Source organism: Halanaerobium salsuginis, from assembly GCF_900114545.1.
Taxonomy (GTDB): Bacteria; Bacillota; Halanaerobiia; order Halanaerobiales; family Halanaerobiaceae; genus Halanaerobium; species Halanaerobium salsuginis.
On the sequence record NZ_FOTI01000055.1, the window covers coordinates 1 to 17454 of the forward strand.

At 30.0% G+C, this 17454-nt stretch carries 17 protein-coding genes and 1 pseudogene; 4 read left to right on the forward strand and 14 right to left on the reverse strand.

Going from position 1 to position 17454, the window contains the following annotated elements; genetic code table 11:
* Nucleotides 1-169: 169 nt before the first annotated feature.
* On the forward strand, nt 170-760 hold the full coding sequence (locus BMZ74_RS12840; RefSeq protein WP_089862615.1) for a zinc dependent phospholipase C family protein: 591 nt from the start codon (nt 170-172) through the stop codon (nt 758-760).
* 37 nt (nt 761-797) lie between these two features.
* On the opposite strand, the gene BMZ74_RS12845 is transcribed toward BMZ74_RS12840, so the two are convergent.
* From BMZ74_RS12845 to BMZ74_RS12860, 4 genes are all read right to left on the reverse strand, one after another.
* Entirely contained in the window at nt 798-1277 is a 480-nt protein-coding gene (locus BMZ74_RS12845; RefSeq protein WP_089862616.1) for an FxsA family protein, read from the reverse strand.
* Between the two features lie 51 nt (nt 1278-1328).
* Complete coding sequence (locus tag BMZ74_RS12850; RefSeq protein ID WP_089862617.1) at nt 1329-2006, reverse strand: HDIG domain-containing metalloprotein; 678 nt, start codon at nt 2004-2006, stop codon at nt 1329-1331.
* A gap of 97 nt (nt 2007-2103) precedes the next feature.
* Nucleotides 2104-2901, reverse strand: coding sequence for a TIGR00266 family protein (locus BMZ74_RS12855; RefSeq protein WP_089862618.1), 798 nt, complete (start codon nt 2899-2901; stop codon nt 2104-2106).
* Nucleotides 2902-2922: 21 nt separating this feature from the next.
* Nucleotides 2923-3204, reverse strand: a complete 282-nt coding sequence (locus tag BMZ74_RS12860; protein ID WP_089862619.1) for a hypothetical protein — start codon at nt 3202-3204, stop codon at nt 2923-2925.
* Nucleotides 3205-3327: 123 nt separating this feature from the next.
* Here BMZ74_RS12860 and fliK point away from each other — a divergent pair, with 123 nt between their 5' ends.
* Nucleotides 3328-4929, forward strand: a complete 1602-nt coding sequence (gene fliK, locus BMZ74_RS12865; protein ID WP_089862620.1) for a flagellar hook-length control protein FliK — start codon at nt 3328-3330, stop codon at nt 4927-4929.
* A 21-nt stretch (nt 4930-4950) separates the two neighbouring features.
* Nucleotides 4951-5229: an EscU/YscU/HrcU family type III secretion system export apparatus switch protein gene (locus BMZ74_RS12870; RefSeq protein ID WP_089862621.1), complete on the forward strand. Its 279-nt coding sequence runs from the start codon at nt 4951-4953 to the stop codon at nt 5227-5229.
* Between the two features lie 4 nt (nt 5230-5233).
* Here BMZ74_RS12870 and BMZ74_RS12875 read toward each other — a convergent pair whose 3' ends face one another.
* The 10 genes from BMZ74_RS12875 to BMZ74_RS12920 form a co-directional block, all read right to left on the reverse strand.
* Nucleotides 5234-6064 carry a carbohydrate ABC transporter permease gene (locus BMZ74_RS12875; RefSeq protein WP_089862622.1) on the reverse strand — a complete coding sequence of 277 codons (831 nt, stop codon included), beginning with the start codon at nt 6062-6064 and terminating at the stop codon, nt 5234-5236.
* Nucleotides 6065-6087: 23 nt separating this feature from the next.
* Nucleotides 6088-6963 (reverse strand): carbohydrate ABC transporter permease, encoded by an 876-nt coding sequence (locus tag BMZ74_RS12880; RefSeq protein ID WP_089862623.1) that lies wholly within the window; start codon nt 6961-6963, stop codon nt 6088-6090.
* Nucleotides 6964-7021: 58 nt separating this feature from the next.
* Nucleotides 7022-8332, reverse strand: a complete 1311-nt coding sequence (locus BMZ74_RS12885; RefSeq protein ID WP_089862624.1) for an ABC transporter substrate-binding protein — start codon at nt 8330-8332, stop codon at nt 7022-7024.
* Nucleotides 8333-8437: 105 nt separating this feature from the next.
* On the reverse strand, nt 8438-9631 hold the full coding sequence (manD, locus tag BMZ74_RS12890; RefSeq protein ID WP_089862625.1) for a D-mannonate dehydratase ManD: 1194 nt from the start codon (nt 9629-9631) through the stop codon (nt 8438-8440).
* 96 nt (nt 9632-9727) lie between these two features.
* Nucleotides 9728-10420 (reverse strand): FadR/GntR family transcriptional regulator, encoded by a 693-nt coding sequence (locus tag BMZ74_RS12895; protein WP_089862626.1) that lies wholly within the window; start codon nt 10418-10420, stop codon nt 9728-9730.
* A 130-nt stretch (nt 10421-10550) separates the two neighbouring features.
* On the reverse strand, nt 10551-11300 hold the full coding sequence (locus BMZ74_RS12900; RefSeq protein ID WP_089862627.1) for a 4Fe-4S binding protein: 750 nt from the start codon (nt 11298-11300) through the stop codon (nt 10551-10553).
* A gap of 171 nt (nt 11301-11471) precedes the next feature.
* On the reverse strand, nt 11472-12701 hold the full coding sequence (locus BMZ74_RS12905) for a Gfo/Idh/MocA family protein (RefSeq protein ID WP_089862628.1): 1230 nt from the start codon (nt 12699-12701) through the stop codon (nt 11472-11474).
* 31 nt (nt 12702-12732) lie between these two features.
* Nucleotides 12733-13539: a sugar phosphate isomerase/epimerase family protein gene (locus BMZ74_RS12910; protein ID WP_089862629.1), complete on the reverse strand. Its 807-nt coding sequence runs from the start codon at nt 13537-13539 to the stop codon at nt 12733-12735.
* Nucleotides 13540-13599: 60 nt separating this feature from the next.
* On the reverse strand, nt 13600-15372 hold the full coding sequence (locus tag BMZ74_RS12915; RefSeq protein WP_089862630.1) for a glycoside hydrolase family 2 protein: 1773 nt from the start codon (nt 15370-15372) through the stop codon (nt 13600-13602).
* A 35-nt stretch (nt 15373-15407) separates the two neighbouring features.
* Nucleotides 15408-17012: a heparinase II/III domain-containing protein gene (locus BMZ74_RS12920; RefSeq protein WP_089862631.1), complete on the reverse strand. Its 1605-nt coding sequence runs from the start codon at nt 17010-17012 to the stop codon at nt 15408-15410.
* A 245-nt stretch (nt 17013-17257) separates the two neighbouring features.
* Here BMZ74_RS12920 and BMZ74_RS12925 point away from each other — a divergent pair.
* Nucleotides 17258-17454 (forward strand): annotated as a pseudogene (locus BMZ74_RS12925) (hypothetical protein); the annotation flags it as partial.

Sequence of the window (17454 nt, forward strand, 5' to 3'; positions counted from 1 at the left end):
AAATTATTTTAAATAAATTATAAAAATAGTTAATGTTAAATTTAAGTAAAAGTAAGATTATTCCATTTGCTAAACAGGGTTTTCTGTGTTATTATTTATTTAGTCGATAAAGTAGATTAGACCTTAATTATAGGAGGTATAAAAACTGGATACTAGGACCCATAAATTACTGGCTTATAAAATTCATGATTATTTTGCTAAACAGGACATCTGGCTTTCTAAATTTGCACTAGCATGGGGAAGCATGAAACCAGACTATATTGAAGGTGAAATCAGCCATTTTAAGGATGAAACTATAGAAATTTTTTATAAACAATTTGAAGAAATAAAAGAAATTAATCCTGACCGGAATCCTTACAGATTTTCCGTTAAATTAGGAGAATTATTTCATTATATTGCTGATTATTTTAGCCGGGCACATAATGATCCTGAACTTGCTCCCGGCACATTAAAAGAAAAATTTATTCATATTTTTCATGAATGGAAATTAAATCGTTATGCAGCTAATCTTCATCCTGATTTTTTCAAAGGATTAATTGAAGATAATTTTGTTTATAGAAACTCTTTAGCTGATTTTATCGAAAAAGAACATGCAAATTTTCTAGCAGAAAACTACAGCTTTGAAAATGATATTGCTGCTACTTTTAAAGTGTGTATTCTCCTAACCAATAAATTACTTTATGAAATACAGCTAGAAAACAACTATGCTTTTGCTCATGTTTTTAATCTTAGACATCGGTTACTTTACCAGAACGCTTAACTAAAAGGACCCTATTTTAAAATAGGGTCCTTTTTTATTAATCATCTGATTTAACTTCTTCTGCCTCTATATCAATAAAATCATCATTCTGATAATTTTGTTCTTGATAATTAGTTCGGTTAGAATCTTGATAATTTATATTTAATTTTGAGTTACCAAGATATTTTATAAAATATTTTTTTACAAAACTAGCTATAATTCTCCGTGGACCTGGTAAGATTAGCAGAAAACCTGTTACATCGGTTAAAAAGCCTGGTGTCAATAGTGTTAAACCTCCAACCAATATTAAAAAAGCACTTATTAAATCATCAGTAGGGACTTTACCTTGATTTAAATTTGTTCTTATATTATTAATAACTTGATAGCCTTGTCTTCTTGCAATAGTTATTCCAGCTGTACCTGTAAAAACAATAATTAATATAGTTGGCATGATTCCAATGAATTTTCCAACTTGTAGAATCAAAAAAAGTTCTACTAAAGGAACTATAATAAATAATGCTAATAATTTAAAAAACATAATTACCATCCTAACTAAAATTTAACTAACAATAAATTTGCTAGCAGAAAACTAATCTGCTTGATAATTAACATGGCCCAATAGTTCGAGATTATTAATTAGCAATCTAAATCTACAACCTAAATAAGAAGCTGCTTCTTTACACATTTCCATTCTATATAGATAAATTTCAAAATAATCCATTACCTGACTAATCGAAGAATCATAATTGATACTTAAAGTTATTGTATTATCATCAGGCTGAACAGTAATTTTAGAATCCTTAATTGCTAAATTAACTCGATCATGAATAAAAGTAGAATTCTTTTTATTAACTCTAGTGTTATGAGCATCACTCTTATCTGCCAGAATTAAAGCTGCTGTAATTGGGCTAACTGCTTTACCTATTTCAACATCATGATTTGCTATAGCAGTTGTTATTTGAGTTATTTCTTTTAAAGGAACTTCAAGCCGTCTCAACTCAGTATAAACAATATTAGCTCCCGAAACACCATGGTATTTACGATTAAACATATTTCCTATATCATGCAAATAGCCGGCTATTGCACCTAGTTCTACTGTTTCCTTGTCATAACCAAGCTCAGTTAAAATTCTTTTTGTTGTTCTCGAAACATAATTGACATGCCTAAAGCCGTGTTCTGTATAGCCCTTTTCTGCAAGATAATTATTTGCTTCTTTTATCATATGCTGAAAATCTGAATTAGATTTTATTTCTTGTAAAGTTATCATTATTGATACCTCCCCAATTAAAGATAATTTTTTCTGTTTATTACTCCTTATTATCTAATAATTTGTGAGGTTTGCAAGTAAAATAGTTTACATATATTTAAAAATTGTCTCCATCGAGCATATTTCCTAACTGCCCCAAAAGTGAACCTTCTCCCTTTTGTTTGCCACCAACCTGGGGAGCATTTTTAATAATACGATCTGCTAATCTTGAAAATGGTAAACTCTGTAGATAAACTGTACCTGTACCGGAAAGTGTCGCTAAAAACATCCCTTCTCCACCAAATAACATAGACTTCAAATTACCTGCTCTTTCAATATTATAATCAATACCTTCGGTAAAACCAACCAGACAGCCTGTATCAACTTTTAATTTTTCATTCGTTAGTTCTTTTTTTACTACAGTTCCTCCAGCATGAACAAATGCCTTTCCATTTCCACTCAACTTTTGCAGTATAAATCCTTCCCCACCAAAAATACCACTTCCAAAGCGTTTACTAAAAGTAATATCTACTTTTGTACCTAAAGCAGCACACAAAAAAGCATCTTTTTGGCAAGTGAATTGATTACCTGGCATATTTTCTAAATCTAAATCAATAATTTTACCTGGATAGGGTGCTGCAAAAGCAATCTTCTTTTTGCCAGTTCCCTGATTAGTAAAATGAGTCATAAAGATAGATTCACCAGTCAGAGCTCTTTTGCCAGCTCCAAATAACTTACCAAGAACTGACTTATTAACCTCAGTTCCATCACCCATTTTAGCTTCAAAAGAAATTCCATGATCAAGCCAGTTCATTGCTCCAGCTTCAGCTATAACCGTTTCTTCAGGGTCAAGCTCTACTTCTACTACCTGCATATCATTTCCAATTATTTCATAATCAATTTCATGGCTTAACAAATTTACCACCTCATTATAGTTTTATTGAATCAAATCTGAAATTTCAGCTGGAGTTACTAATCTATCATCATAAGAAATAATTAGTTCGGTTTCAGTAAATTCTACTTCTTCTACAATACCTAAATATGCCTGAACTCGCTCAATCAATTCTTCTTTTTGACAATTCAATTCTTCTAACTCAGCTCTATACTTAACAATATATTTTAACTGCTGTCTTTGTTTTTTTTCTATAGCATCTGCTAATTCTGCCTGATCTAGATTATTTTGATTACCACAGCAGCAGTTATTACAATTTTTAGACATAAATACCTCCTTGATAAATAATAATTTAAAGTTATGGTATAATAATATATGATAATTTAAAGGATTTCAATCAATTTTAACGAATTAATGTTATAACTTACTATTTAGTCAGAGGTGATTAAAATGGATCTTAGTTCTTTAGCTCCTGTAAGAAAAATGGATATTGGTATTTTAAGACAAGCTTTAAATACTGATAACTTAACTACAGATGAAAAAGAAGTTCAAAATAAAGAAACACAGCTATTACCAGAAATTTTTCGCTTATTAGCCTCGCTCGAAGATGACACTCAAAAAATGCTGCTTGATAGTTGGGCCAAATTAGAAATGCCTTTAACAGAGAAAACAGTTAGTAACTTACTGCAATATTTAAATCAAAATCCTGCAACAAGCAGTGAAGATAAAATGGCTATAATTAAAGCTTTTGCATTCCTGGAGAGCAATGGTTTACCCTTTTCTAATAAGCTCGTTGATGCATTAAGATCAATTTTTAATAATAATAGCTCCTTAAGTTCACTTTTAGAAGATTTTATAACTACTAATCAGAACATAACAGAAAATCAGCTGGAACAACTACTGGGAGGTCTTGAGCTTAAAGAATTAAAAACTTCTCTGACAAAAATTGCTAACCAGCAAATTAATAATAACGAACAGCCTAATCCTACAATTGAGCAAAATATTACTTCTAAAAATAATCAATTAACTGATAGCCAGCTAGTTAATTCGACCGGGCAGCAAAATACTGGTCAAAGTGATCTTCCTAACCAGCTTATTTTAAATGATTTAAACTCCTTTAATAATCTTGATTCCGAATTTAAGAGTTTAATTTTAGATAATCTGACTAATTTAACTAAAAATTTTGATCTGGGAACAATTAAAATTTTAAATGAATATTTAAATAATAATCAAATTACTGGTACAGAAGAAAAAACAGCTCTACTCAAAGCAGCTGTTTTTTTACAAGATAACCAGCTTCCTTTAACTGAAAATTTACTTAAAAATTTAAGTAGTTTATTTTCAAATCCAGATACTCAGCAAAAAATAATTGATCTAAACAATAAAAGTGATGTTCTCCAACAGGTAAAAATAGAACAACAAAGTTTAATTTCAAATAGAGAAAGCAGTCTTAATCCAGAATTATCCGCAGAAAAATTAGCCGAGTCTATTCAGGCCAAGTCAAAAATAAACGATCAGCTGCTTACCTTATTTAATAAACTTAGTGGTGAAACTGAAGATCGTCTTACTGCTAATTTACTGGGCCAAAAGTTAATTAATCTGCAGCAATTGTCACAGAATGCTCCTCTGCTGGCTTTAGAAATACCAGTTCAACTCAGCAATAATAAGTTATCCTCTCTAATGTTAAAAATAGAAGCAGATGAAAAAGAAACTCAGCAGGAAAAGAGCAGGTTAGATAAAGGATTTAAAATAAGTTTTATTATGGAATTTGAAAAAATAGGTGCTATTCAAAGTAATATTTCAATTCAAGGTAAAACAATTAATAGTACTTTTTTTACTGATTCAGCTCAAACTGCCCAATTAATCCAAGCTAATTTTAGTTCTTTAAAGGATAATCTAACTAACAAGGGTTTTGAAATTAAGACAGTTAAAATCAAAAACTTTTCTAATCCTGAACAGCAAAAACATAACTTTTTTAATCAACTAATTCTGTCTGAACTAAATGATAGTGGCAGTAATGGTAAATATATTCATCTTGACTTAAAAGTATAGTTTTATAATTGGAGGCAGACAATGAAGCAAAATAAAAATAATCTAAAAAACAAAAAAACTGTTGCTTTAAAATATAATCATAATCAGGATAATGCCCCCCGAATTATAGCAAGTGGCAAAGGAATTATTGCTGAAAAAATATTAGAAAAAGCCCGTGAAAAAAACATCCCTATCCGGGAAGATAAGGATGTTGTAGAAGTTCTAGCCCAATTAAATATTGGAGAAGAAATTCCAGAAGAATTATATACTGTTATTGCTGAAATGCTAAAGTTTCTCTATAGTCTAGATGACTTAAGCTAAAATTTTATCCTTTTAGAGCTCCACCTGTTAAACCATAAATTAACTGTTTTTGCATAAAGAAAAATATTATTATTACAGGTATTGAAGCTATCACCGCTCCTGCCATGATAGTTGGCCAATCTGTCATGAATTCTCCCAATAAAGATCCTAAGGCAACAGGCATTGTTCTGGAAGAATCAGAACTTGTTAAAGTTAAGCCAAACATATATTCATTCCAGGCATTTAGAAAAGCAAAAATTCCAGTTGCCACAAAGCCTGGCTTAGCTAAAGGAAATACAATCTTCCAATAAATTGTAAAATAATTTGCTCCATCTACAAGTGCCGCCTCATCTAACTCTTGTGGTATAGTATCAAAATATGATTTTAACATCCAGGTAATAAATGGCAACGTAAAAGTTAAATATGACAATATCAAGGAAGTTAATGTGTCATACAGACCTAATTTTACCATAATTAAAAAATATGGTATGACTAATAATGGTCTTGGAAAACTTAAACAAATTAAAATAAAGGCATTTGTCTGTAACTTACCTTTAAACCAAAATCTTGACAGTCCATATGCTGTCCAACCGCCAATTAATATACCAAAAAAGACTGAAGATATAGCTATCACAAAGCTATTACTTATGTATCCAAAAAAGTTTCTTGGACCAAATAATCTCTGATATGCACTCAATGTCCAGTTAACTGGAATAAATGTTGGCGGAACACTTACGGATTCCCCCATTGATTTAAAAGAGGTAATTATTATCCAAAAGAAAGGAAATATTATTAGTGATAATAATATTAATGATAAAATTGACTTAATAATTTTTAGTCTAGTAATTTTCTTCATAAACTCTCTCCTCTATATTTAGCCTAATTATCTTTTAGTGCACTACTTACATAAATTGCTCCTGGAATTAACATAACTAAAAGCAGTACTATACCAAGTGCTGAAGCTATTTCATAATTATTATAATTAAAAGCATTTTTATAAATAAAAGTTGCTAATACTTCACTAGAATTGGCAGGACCACCTTTTGTCATTGTCTGGACAATAGCAAAACTATTAAATTGCCAGATCAAATCTACTAAAATCATCGTAACAGAAACTGCTTTTAAATGCGGCATTGTCACATTTAAAAATTTTTGCAAAATATTTGCTCCATCAACATCAGCAGCATTATATAATTCACCAGGAACAGTTTGTAAACCAGCAAGTAATACTGCAACAAAAATTGGAAACCCACGCCATACATTAGCTAATATAACGAGAATCAATGCAGTATCTGGTGATGCTAACCACGGAATATATTTATCAATCATTCCCACTTTCACTAAAATTTCATTTAATATGCCAAATTGGCCATGAACTAGCCAGCGCCAAATAATACCAGGTACAACTGCTGGAAACATCCAGGGTACTAAAAAAGAAATCCGAAAAAAACTTCTTGCATATATAGCTTTGTTTATTAGAAGTGATATTAGCAAACCTAAAATATAATGACCTAGTACAGATATTACACTAAATAAAAAAGTATTTTTTAAAGTAAACCAGAAAAGTTTATCAGTAAAAATATTTAAATAATTTGCTATACTAAAACTATTATTAACATTGAAACTTCTAAGCACAGCAAGTAAAGTGGGATAAATTATTAGTCCTGCTAAAATAATGATTCCAGGAGCTATAAATAAATAAGGCACAATTTTTTTTGAAGATAGTATTTTTGTGCTAAAAACATTATAATTCATTAAATTCACCTCTTTAGTACCAGGAGTTTAATTGCAATTAAACTCCTGGTAGTCATTATTATTTCACTGGATAAATTAAGTTACCCTTTGATCCTAAAATATCTTTAATATCTCTAGCTGCTTGATTAACTGCTTCTTCTGGAGTAAGATTACCAATCAGCATATTTTCCCAGGCTGGACCCCAGGCCTGATCCTTAACCTGCAGCCATTCAGGCAAGAGTAATTCTTGAGCTGAAAAATAAGCATTTTTCTGCTGGTTAGCAAAAACAACCATCTGGGGATTCTTTGCAATTCTGGGATCATTAGCAGCCTTTTGGGTCATAATTCCATACCCATTTGCTGCTAGTTCAACCCCAACATTTATAGTTAGATATTTCAGAAATTTATATGCTTCAGCTGGATGTTCAGTCTCACTACCAATTGCCGTAATTAAAGGAGCAGTTCTCAATACTGGTTTGCTGCCATCAATTGTTGGATGCTGACTAATTTTAAATTCTATATCTGGATTAGAAGACTTAATAGTTGCAATTCCCCAGGGACCGGTTGTAATCATAGCAACTTTTTCCTGGGCAAATAAACTAATTAAATCAGGGTAGGTTAACTCAACAGTATTTGGCGGTACAACTTCTGCTTTAACTAGACTATTTAAAAACTGCCATCCTTTCAGAGAGGTTGGACTATTAACCAAAATATCCCAGCTTTTTTTATCTTCATTTAATTTTAGCATTCTACCTTCTCTAGAACCTGCATTACTCATATAATGCATAATTCTAACTGCGTGCACAGTAGCTCCATAAATACCCATTCCATACTGACCAATATCTGGTTTGGTTAATTTTTGAGCATATTTTAATAATTCCGCATAAGTTTTAGGAGGATTATCAGGATCTAAACCAACCTCTTTAAAAAGTTTAGGGTTGTAATATAAAGCATCTGTACCACCATATAGTGGTAAACCATATACTTTACCGTCAAGCCCTTTTCCTGCCTCTAGATCCATAAACTGATCTGCTAATTTATCTTCTTTTACTTTATCTGTAATATCTAAAAGATTGCCATCAGAAGCAAATGGTTCGATACCCATCCCCTGTAAACCAACAAGATCTGGAAACATTCCTACCTTAGCATATGTTACAGCTTTTTGCTGAATTTGATCATTAGGAACACTTTCAACATCGATTTTTATATTAGGATTATCTTTTTCAAACTTTGCTATTCCATTTAATATTATAGTTCTAGCAGGTTCTTCAAGTGTACTATGAGTCAAATATTTAAGAACTACATCTTCTGCCATAACATTTGAATTTACAAACAAAATTGAAAAAAATATCATAATTAAAAACACCATTTTACCATTTTCTTTTAACATTAATAACCCTCCTTTTTTTATTAACAAAGAATCTAAGTAATTTTGTCCTCCTCTCTATTAAGGAATTAATTCAAAATAAAAACTTTAATTTGAAATTATATTTTATTACCAATCCTGAACACTACCATCTTTTCTTCGTGAAGTAGGTAAGTACCCTCTCTTATAAGGATATTGGCAGGCGGCTTCTTCATCAATTTCAATACCTAAACCTGCCTTATCAGAAACTGTAAGATATCCATCTTTAAAGAGCGGCAGATTAGAAAAAACATCTTTAACTTCCGGCGGAAAAAATTCGGTTTGTTCTTGAATACCAAAATTAGGGATACTAAGATCTAAATGTACATTAGCTAGATGAGAAATAGGTGATATATCAGCAGGTCCATGCCAGGCTGTTTTAATATTATAAATTTCAGCAATATTTGCAATTTTTTTCGCCTCTGTTATTCCTCCAATATGACTTAAGTCACATCTTATATAATCAATTAATTGCTTTTCCATAACCTGCATTGCTTCCCATTTTGTATTATATAATTCTCCCATAGCAATTGGAATTTTGGCTGTTTGTCTAAAAACATTAAAACTAGCTTTATGTTCTGGCCTAATTGGATCCTCTAAGAAAAATAATCGATATGGTTCTAATTGGGAGGCCAATATTTTCGCTTCAACTGGGGTCAGCCTTTCATGCACATCATGTAATAATTCAATTTCATTTCCTAACTCTTTCCGCAAATATTTAAATAGCTCTGGTATTGTTTGTAAATAAGGTGATGGTTCCCAAATTTCCTGGACTGGTAGTTTATCTGAGTAACTATCATTAGTTCCATATGTGCCTTCACATCCAGGTATATCAACTTGAATTCTTATAGCTTTATATCCTTTCTTAATATGTTTTTCTGCCTCATTTTTAACAGAGTTAAAATCTTTTCCATAAACATGAGTATAACATAAAACTTTATCTCTACTTTTCCCCCCCAATAGTGAATAAAGAGGTAAACCAGCTACTTTTCCTTTTATATCCCATAAAGCCATATCAATACCAGCTAAAGCAGTCATTAATACTGGGCCACCTCGCCAATAAGTACCTCTAAATATATATTGCCAAATATCCTCAATATTATCTGGATTTTTATTTAATAATAGCGGTTTTAAATGTTTTTCTAAAGTTTCTGCAACAGCTAACTCTCTGCCATTTAATGTTGCATCTCCCCACCCATAAATACCTGCATCAGTACTTATCTTTACAATTACATAATTTCTACCAGGACAGGTTACAATAATATCAATATCAGTTATTTTCATCTTATCCTCCTCTTTAATTTTGTATATTTTTTTAAAATAATGTAAAATTAATTTTTTTGAGTACTTGTAGGTTGTAGAACAAGTAAAAGAAAAAATTTAATCATAGTATTTTTGAGCCTCTTCTTTTAACTTTTTCATATCATCTTTGGAGATCTTTTGAGCAAATTCATAGTCACCACTTTTAATAGCATTAAATAAACGAGAATGTCCAAGTAAACTTGTTTTGAGATCTCCTTTTTTATTCATTTCTTCCAGATGAGAATATAAAAAATCCTTTAATTTAATCATAGATCTATAAAAAATTCTATTTTTTGCAGCCTTAATTATATTTAAATGAAATTGGTAATCTGCAATCGAAAATTTAGTATAATCATCTGTATTATTTTTCATATCTAATAAGGCTTTTTCTATTAATTTAATATCTGCTTGATCGGCTCTTATTGCTGCTAACTTAACGCTTTCTTTTTCAATAGTACTTCTAAACTCTATTATATCTAGCATTTCTTCCTTACTTAAATATCGAATAGGGAAAAAGGAATCCACAAGGTTTTCTCCAATTGACTCAGTAACAAAAGTTCCTTTACCTTGATATGTCTTTAATACACCCAAAGCTTTTAATTTCTGAATAGAACTTCTAACACTATTTCTACTTACATTAAATTTATTACATAGCTCATTTTCAGAAGGAATCTTCATTCCAGCGCTCCATTCTCCACTCATTATATTCTCTTTCATCTGATCATATATTTGGTCAACTATATTAGTTTTTTTTACAGATTTTATAGCCATAATTAAACCCCTTCTTATTTGTAGTACAAGTTACATATGATAACCTCTATATTTTCTATTCTACATATAAATTTAAACTCCTGCTTTTATTTCTAAAAAATTTAAATTTTTTAGAAATAAAAATAAATAACTAAATTTTATCTAAATTATTATGCTCCTCTAATTCCAGACTCAGAATATTTAAGGGGCAGCTGTTTAAACATTCTCCACAGCGAATGCAAGCAGTTGAATTAAATTGATCATTTTGATTAAATTCTAATTGTGGCTGAAGTTCCATCGGACAGTTTTTAGCACAAACTCCACACTGGCGGCACTGATCTTGATCAGATATAGTAACTAAATAATTACTACGTCGATTTAAAGCTAATAAATTACCAAGTTTAGCACTAATAATCTGCATAGTTCCCATCGGACATACCTGGCACCAGCTCCTGGGAGAAAAAAATACAGCTGCTATGCCTCCAACAATTGTAACTACAAGATATGTAATAACAAAGATAAATCCTATTCTATCTAGTAAAGTTATTTTACCAAAGTGGCTTTTTAAATTAAAAAGTCTTCTTCCAATTTGAAAAATAAAAAAAGTAAATATTATTAAACTAGCAGTTTTAGTTTTTAAAAAATTAGGAATTCCTTTTCTCAAACTGAAATTTTTAAATATATTATCAAATAAACTGCCATGTGAGCAAATATTACCACACCAAAATCTTCCTGTAAAAAAACTAGTAATAATTAAAAATACTATAACAGGTAAAACAAGCAAACCTAACTTAGGATAATAAAGTCCCCCAATTCCAATTGCTAAAGTAAATATCCAGGAATAATTTTTTATAACTTTAAAAATATTATTTGAAGCTCTTTTAATAACTAATTCCAGCATTAATTAATCCACCTCTTTAATTATAATCTTATTTAAATTAAATTTATTTAACCTATATTTAAATAATACGATATATAATTTAAAGAGATTTGTCAAGCATGAATTATAAAAATTATAGCTTTATAAAATTGAGCTCTTCCTAAATAAAGAGCTCAATTTTATTATTTTATTTTAAATAAAAGGATTAAAAATATTATAATTTTCAAGATTAATCCATTCACTTTGAGCAGCCCAATCAACTTCATTTAAATCAGATAGTAATTTTCTAGCTTCAAAAGCTTTATCAATTAAACTATCAATTCCTGGTAAAACCGTTTGATACTCCCCCTGATCATTAGTAAATTCTTTAATTAATTGATGTGGAATAACTTTAATTTTTTTAGCAGAATCATAAGCCCCATTAATAGCAATGGTAAAACTTCTAGTATTTTCCGGTGTACAATATAAATTTTCAATTAAGCCCAGCTGCTTGGCAGCAGCCACTCTAAAAACTTCCTGATGAGGATTTAAATCTTCACAATCAAACTCATTTATCTGCCCATTATTTAATTCAATTTTTGTAACTTCATTTTCCATATGCCATTTTATTTTACCCTTAGTTCCAATGATCTCCATATAAGGATGTCTTGTTTTTTCCGGTACATGAGTTACATAAAAATAAATTTTAGTGCCAGTAGTAGTTTCAGCTGCAAGACAAGAGGTATCATCAGCCTCAATATAACTATGAGCTCGATATAGTTCGGCTCTTATCTGTTTTAACTGAGCAGAACTATTTAAATCAGATCCCGCCAGAAATATCATGTTATTTAAGTAATGAGCAAAAGCATTATGGATTGGCCCATCTAAAACAAGTTGACCCTGATATACGCTCTTACCTGCCCAATCATTACGATCATAATATGATTTAAAACGCGGCCAAAATCCTTTAGCTGCAATTTCTTTAACTTCTCCCAATTTACCGTCCAAAATAAAATGTTTAATTTTTCTAATTGTTGTTGAATGAATAAACTGGAAACCAATTGAAACAAATTTACCAGTTTCTTTTTCTGTTTTAATCATTGCATCTAACTCTTGAATAGTTGGAGCTGGTGGTTTTTCTAATAAAATATTGTAGCCAGCCTGCATACCTTTGATTGCTAATCTAGAGTGAGTAGGTATAGAAATAGGTAAACCAATAATATCTACACTAGCTTTTGCTTCTTTTAATAAAGTTTCATAAGAATTATAAATTGCTATTCCCCTGCCGCGTAAATCTCTTACTTTTTTAGCATTTTTAATTTGATCTTTAACTACTACAGCGGTTAGCTTAATTTCTCCTTCTTCTTCTAATTCTGCAATATTATTAAGATAACTATCAGCAAAATTGCGGACGCCAACAACAGCAAATCCTACTTCTTTCATATAATCACTCCTTATTTAACTTCAGTTGAATTTAGTTTAAAAAATTATTTCTCATCTTTTTAGAATATTGAATTATAGCTAACTCAGACTCTTCAATTTCAGGATGCCAGACTTTTTCCCATTCAAAAGAAAAATAACCACAATAATTAATCTTTGCTAAGTTATTTATTAGTTTATTCAGCGGCAGCTCACCAGCTCCAAGTAAAACATAACGATCTTCAGACTCATTTAGACTAAGCCAATCTTTAAGATGAACATGATAAATATAATCTTTAAGATAGCTAATTGTTTCAGTAATTTTTTCTCCGGCTCGTATAGAATGAGCAACATCCCATAAAACTCCACAATTTTTTAAATTTGAATTCTCAAAAATTTTAATTAAGTCTTTTCCCTGGCAGAGCTCATCATGACTTTCTAATAAAATCTTTATTCCTTTCTGCTCTGCATAAATATCAATTATTAAAAAAGATTCTTTAATCCATTCTATAACCTGATCTAGTTTGCATTTATTCTCAGGAGCAGGACCAAAAGTCCGAATATATTTAGCACCAATATCAGCAGCTAAATCAATTATTTCTCTCAATTTTTTTAGATTATCTTGTCTCAGTTCATACTTTTGATAGCCAAATCTAGTATAAGCTGTAATACAGGGTATTTCTAGGTTGTTTTCGGCAAATAATTTTTTTAATTTTAAGCGCTCCTGCTGACTATACTCGGTAGTTAACTGAGGTTTAGCAATTCTTAATTCAACGCCATCATAAGAATTTGTTACTGCAAAATCAACTATTTTATCTAGATTCCAATCAGGACATGCTAAAGTACTAAAAGAAAGTTTCATTATTTATTAATAGGGTTAACTTTTTAATTTTTATCCCTACTAACTTTCACCTCTCATTTATCAAATTTCAGAATAAAATCGCTGCATTTCAAAAAAAGCAAGTTTTTTGTGCTTTTTATCTGCTGATAATAATCCTTTGCGATTATAACCCTGCTGATATTTATTAGTTCTCCTGGGACAACGAAAATCAAATAAAATCCAGGGACTTAGTCCTTTAATATATTCAATTTTACCTAATACTTCTGTTTGTTTTTGATATACTTTTAACTGATAATCCTCTGTAAAAAGATCATCTTTTGTACCACGCTCTCCACTTAAAGCCCCTGCACCAAATTCAGTTATTACAACTGGTTTATCTGGTTTACTATTTTCCATACAATCAATTAACTTTGAAATATCTGGTATATACCAACCATAATATTCATTTTGACCTATTATATCAAGATATTCTGTTAAACGATCAGAAATCCTATTATTTTTTTCATCTACCAGACAGGCAGCAGAAACAAGTCTTGTTGGATCAACTTTTCTTGCAGTATTGGCTAAACCACTCATAAATTTAAGGCGAGCATCTGTATCTTCATTTTCATTACCAACTGACCAAATAATTACACTGGCTCTATTTATATCTCTTTTAATTAATTCTAGCAGCTGATTTTCTGCATCATTATAAGTAAATTGATTTTCAAAGTAAATTGCCCAATAAACAGGAATCTCTTCCCAAAGCATAACTCCAAGTTGATCCGCGATTTGGGCTACTTTATAACTATGTGGATAATGAGCTAATCTAATATAATTACAATTCATTTCTTTAGCTAGTTTAATATTTTCAATTATCTCTGTTTCAGTTACAGCTTTTCCATTATTTAAACTTTCTTCATGAGCTGCTATTCCTTTCAAGAAAATTTTATTACCATTCAGATAAATATCCCTACCCTCAACCTTAACCTGTCTAAAACCAATCTGATCTTCAATTCTATCATTTCTATAACTGATAATAACTTGATATAGTTTAGGATTATCTGGACTCCATAATTCAGGTTTAGCAGCAAAGACAGCTTCTGCTTTACCATTAGCCAGAGGAATATTAAGTTCAATTTCTAATTCGGGAATTTCAAGCTTTACTTTATCAGTTAAATTTTCTCCAGCTGCTGTTAGATTTAATACAAGTTGTTGATAGGAATTTTCTGCTAAAGCAAGTGAAAAATCTTTAATATATGTTTCTGGCAATCTCAACAACTCTACATCTCGATAAATTCCTCCATAATTAAACCAATCTGTATTCTTAGTCGGAACTGCTTCTCGCCGACGGGTATTATCAACAGCAATTTGCAAAGTATTTTCTTGACTGAGATAATCAGTAATCTCTAACATAAAAGGAGTTGATCCTCCCTGATGATGGCCTAAAAATTTTTTATTTAAAAATATATAACTATCATAATTAGCGGCTCCTATTTTAAGAAAAACTTTATCTTCACCATAATTAGAATATTTAAATGATTTATGGTATATTGCTGGACCTTCATAATAAAAATACTCTTTAGATTCTGTATTCCAACAGGCTGGAACATTTATTTCTTCCCAATGATCAAAATTATGATCAAGTGGCATTTCTAAACCATTTTGATCTTTTTCCTCATTTGAATACCAATTAGCTCTCAAAAACGTATCATATTGATCAATTTGGAAGTTCCATTTGCCATTAAGAGATTCTTTTGCTCTACTTATATCATAAATAAGTGAATTATGATTAATTAGAGGAGTAAAATACTTTTCTTTGTAATCTTCATCATGTAGGGCTCCAATATGGTTTTCACCTTTATTATCTATCATTTGTCTCATCTCCTTATTTTTTACTTATTATTTTATTAATTTTCTAAAAACGGAAAAATTTCAAACACAAACTCAGTAGAGCTAATAGCAGCATTGATTCTAAAATCAATCAACTGCAGTGTACGAGTTTTCCCAGTATGAGTAGTAAAATTTACTGAATCTAATTCAAAATCAAATAATATTGGATCATATTTAATAAGAATAGAATTTTTTTTACCCTGAATTTTAACCAAATCATCGGCTACTTTTTCTGGCTTAAAAAAACTGACAAATCTCTCCACAACATTTAATTTTTCGTTAAAATCAAATTTATCACTAATTTTAAGATGACCATTTATTCTATTAATTAAAAATTTCCTTTGATATAATCGCAAACTATCTAATTGATAGGCCTTTTCCAAATTAAATTTAAATATAATTTGGTTACTTATAGTTGAAATTTTTTCACCTGAACTACAAAATGACTTACCTGCAAGCTGTCCTTCCCCACCTATAATAGGAGTTGAATGTCCAAATGAACTAGTAACAATATAGTTATAACGATTTTCTCCAAAATAGTCTTTATTATATTCTCCACTACCTGGATCAACTAAGAAACTTTCCCCAGCAAAATGATAAATAAATGACCCTAAATCATTATGATTATGTGGTTCGTTATTATTACCAGCTTTAGCAGCTATTACTAGTTTGTGATTATCAAATTTATTTTTATAAAATAACCATTTAGCAGCTTCAGCATAACTATACTCTTCTTGATAATCTAAGTTATTAAATTTCTGTCTATTAAATAGTTCTGTTCTGGTCCAGAATAAATCTCTAATAATATGAGGCCAGCGATAACAATCATCACTATGAAAATCTGCTTTATATTTTAATTCTGGAAGATTTAAATCTGGATAAAATTCTTTTAACTTTGAAGTAAAGCCAGCCCTAAATTTAAATGTTAATGGTGTATCAGAAAAAGAAATTATTTGATCATCATTTAAAAACATTTTCTGTTGAAAATGAGCAATATTTTTTATTTCAGGATAATTCATTAAATTAATTCTATTACCACTTCTTTTTTTTAATAAATCCGAAAAATATGTATAAAAAGAAAAACCATAGTTCCAATAAGCAAGTCCTTCTCTTGAAATACCATCTTCTGCAAAAGAAGATAAATACACAGTAAGACTTTTAATAACTCTTTTTAGAATAAAAACTAATTCTTTCGTATCATTAAGTAAATATATAGCTGCACTGCCCACAGAAGCAGCACAAACTGCTGCCCAATTCATTTTTGCATTTTCCCACCAATATTTATTTTTTAGATTACTAAAAGGTAATAATACTCGAGATGAAATTTCGTTTTTTATTCTATTTAAAATTAAAGGTGATAAATCTTTTTCTAATAAATAGGCAATCTCTGCTAGAGAAAAAGCTGTTTCAGCTGCAAAAAGATCAATTAACTTTTTTGATTTATTAATAAAATTATTATTTTCCTGCTGATTATATAATGAATATAAATTAAGCTTTTCATCTTCATTAAGTTCTTCCCATTGAATATGAGCTGGTAAAGCCCAGGTAAATTCATTGCAAATTTGCCAAATAACTTCTTCTAGAGAGTCTAAATATGATTTTTGATTAGTTAAAATAAACATTACTCCAAGTGAAACCAGGGCTTCTCTACGTTGGAAATACTTCTTTTCATATTTTTTTCTGGAACCATTAATTTTAAAGAGCTTAAAATCATTTAAAGTTAAATCTGGTAAACTTATAGGTTGTATAATTAATGTTGTGAAGAAAAAACTGTAAATCTAAAAATATCTAAATAAAAAAGGCATTTGCCTGGCTCCGTTGAATTAAATAGTTACAACACCAAAAATTCAATAAAGGAGTCAAGCAAATGCATAATAATCTTATCACAGATTTAATGGATTTACCAGACCTAGTTGCAACAGATTTAATTAAAACGGAGGAATATTTAGTTTTTGTAGCTGACTATAAAATAGATCATGTTAAATGTCCTGTCTGCGGCAAAAAAGCAGAAAAGATTCATGATAGAAAAACTCAAATGATTCAGGATACTTCTCTTCGAGATAA

What these genes read in the sequence shown, in the direction of transcription:
- BMZ74_RS12845 (WP_089862616.1), bottom strand. Translation starts at nt 1,277, where the DNA reads ATGTTTTTTAAATTATTAGCATTATTTATTATAGTTCCTTTAGTAGAA.
- BMZ74_RS12850 (WP_089862617.1), bottom strand. Translation starts at nt 2,006, where the DNA reads ATGATAACTTTACAAGAAATAAAATCTAATTCAGATTTTCAGCATATG.
- BMZ74_RS12860 (WP_089862619.1), bottom strand. Translation starts at nt 3,204, where the DNA reads ATGTCTAAAAATTGTAATAACTGCTGCTGTGGTAATCAAAATAATCTA.
- fliK (WP_089862620.1), top strand. Translation starts at nt 3,328, where the DNA reads ATGGATCTTAGTTCTTTAGCTCCTGTAAGAAAAATGGATATTGGTATT.
- BMZ74_RS12870 (WP_089862621.1), top strand. Translation starts at nt 4,951, where the DNA reads ATGAAGCAAAATAAAAATAATCTAAAAAACAAAAAAACTGTTGCTTTA.
- BMZ74_RS12875 (WP_089862622.1), bottom strand. Translation starts at nt 6,064, where the DNA reads ATGAAGAAAATTACTAGACTAAAAATTATTAAGTCAATTTTATCATTA.
- BMZ74_RS12880 (WP_089862623.1), bottom strand. Translation starts at nt 6,963, where the DNA reads ATGAATTATAATGTTTTTAGCACAAAAATACTATCTTCAAAAAAAATT.
- BMZ74_RS12885 (WP_089862624.1), bottom strand. Translation starts at nt 8,332, where the DNA reads ATGTTAAAAGAAAATGGTAAAATGGTGTTTTTAATTATGATATTTTTT.
- manD (WP_089862625.1), bottom strand. Translation starts at nt 9,631, where the DNA reads ATGAAAATAACTGATATTGATATTATTGTAACCTGTCCTGGTAGAAAT.
- BMZ74_RS12895 (WP_089862626.1), bottom strand. Translation starts at nt 10,420, where the DNA reads ATGGCTATAAAATCTGTAAAAAAAACTAATATAGTTGACCAAATATAT.
- BMZ74_RS12900 (WP_089862627.1), bottom strand. Translation starts at nt 11,300, where the DNA reads ATGCTGGAATTAGTTATTAAAAGAGCTTCAAATAATATTTTTAAAGTT.
- BMZ74_RS12905 (WP_089862628.1), bottom strand. Translation starts at nt 12,701, where the DNA reads ATGAAAGAAGTAGGATTTGCTGTTGTTGGCGTCCGCAATTTTGCTGAT.
- BMZ74_RS12910 (WP_089862629.1), bottom strand. Translation starts at nt 13,539, where the DNA reads ATGAAACTTTCTTTTAGTACTTTAGCATGTCCTGATTGGAATCTAGAT.
- BMZ74_RS12915 (WP_089862630.1), bottom strand. Translation starts at nt 15,372, where the DNA reads ATGATAGATAATAAAGGTGAAAACCATATTGGAGCCCTACATGATGAA.
- BMZ74_RS12920 (WP_089862631.1), bottom strand. Translation starts at nt 17,012, where the DNA reads ATGTTTATTTTAACTAATCAAAAATCATATTTAGACTCTCTAGAAGAA.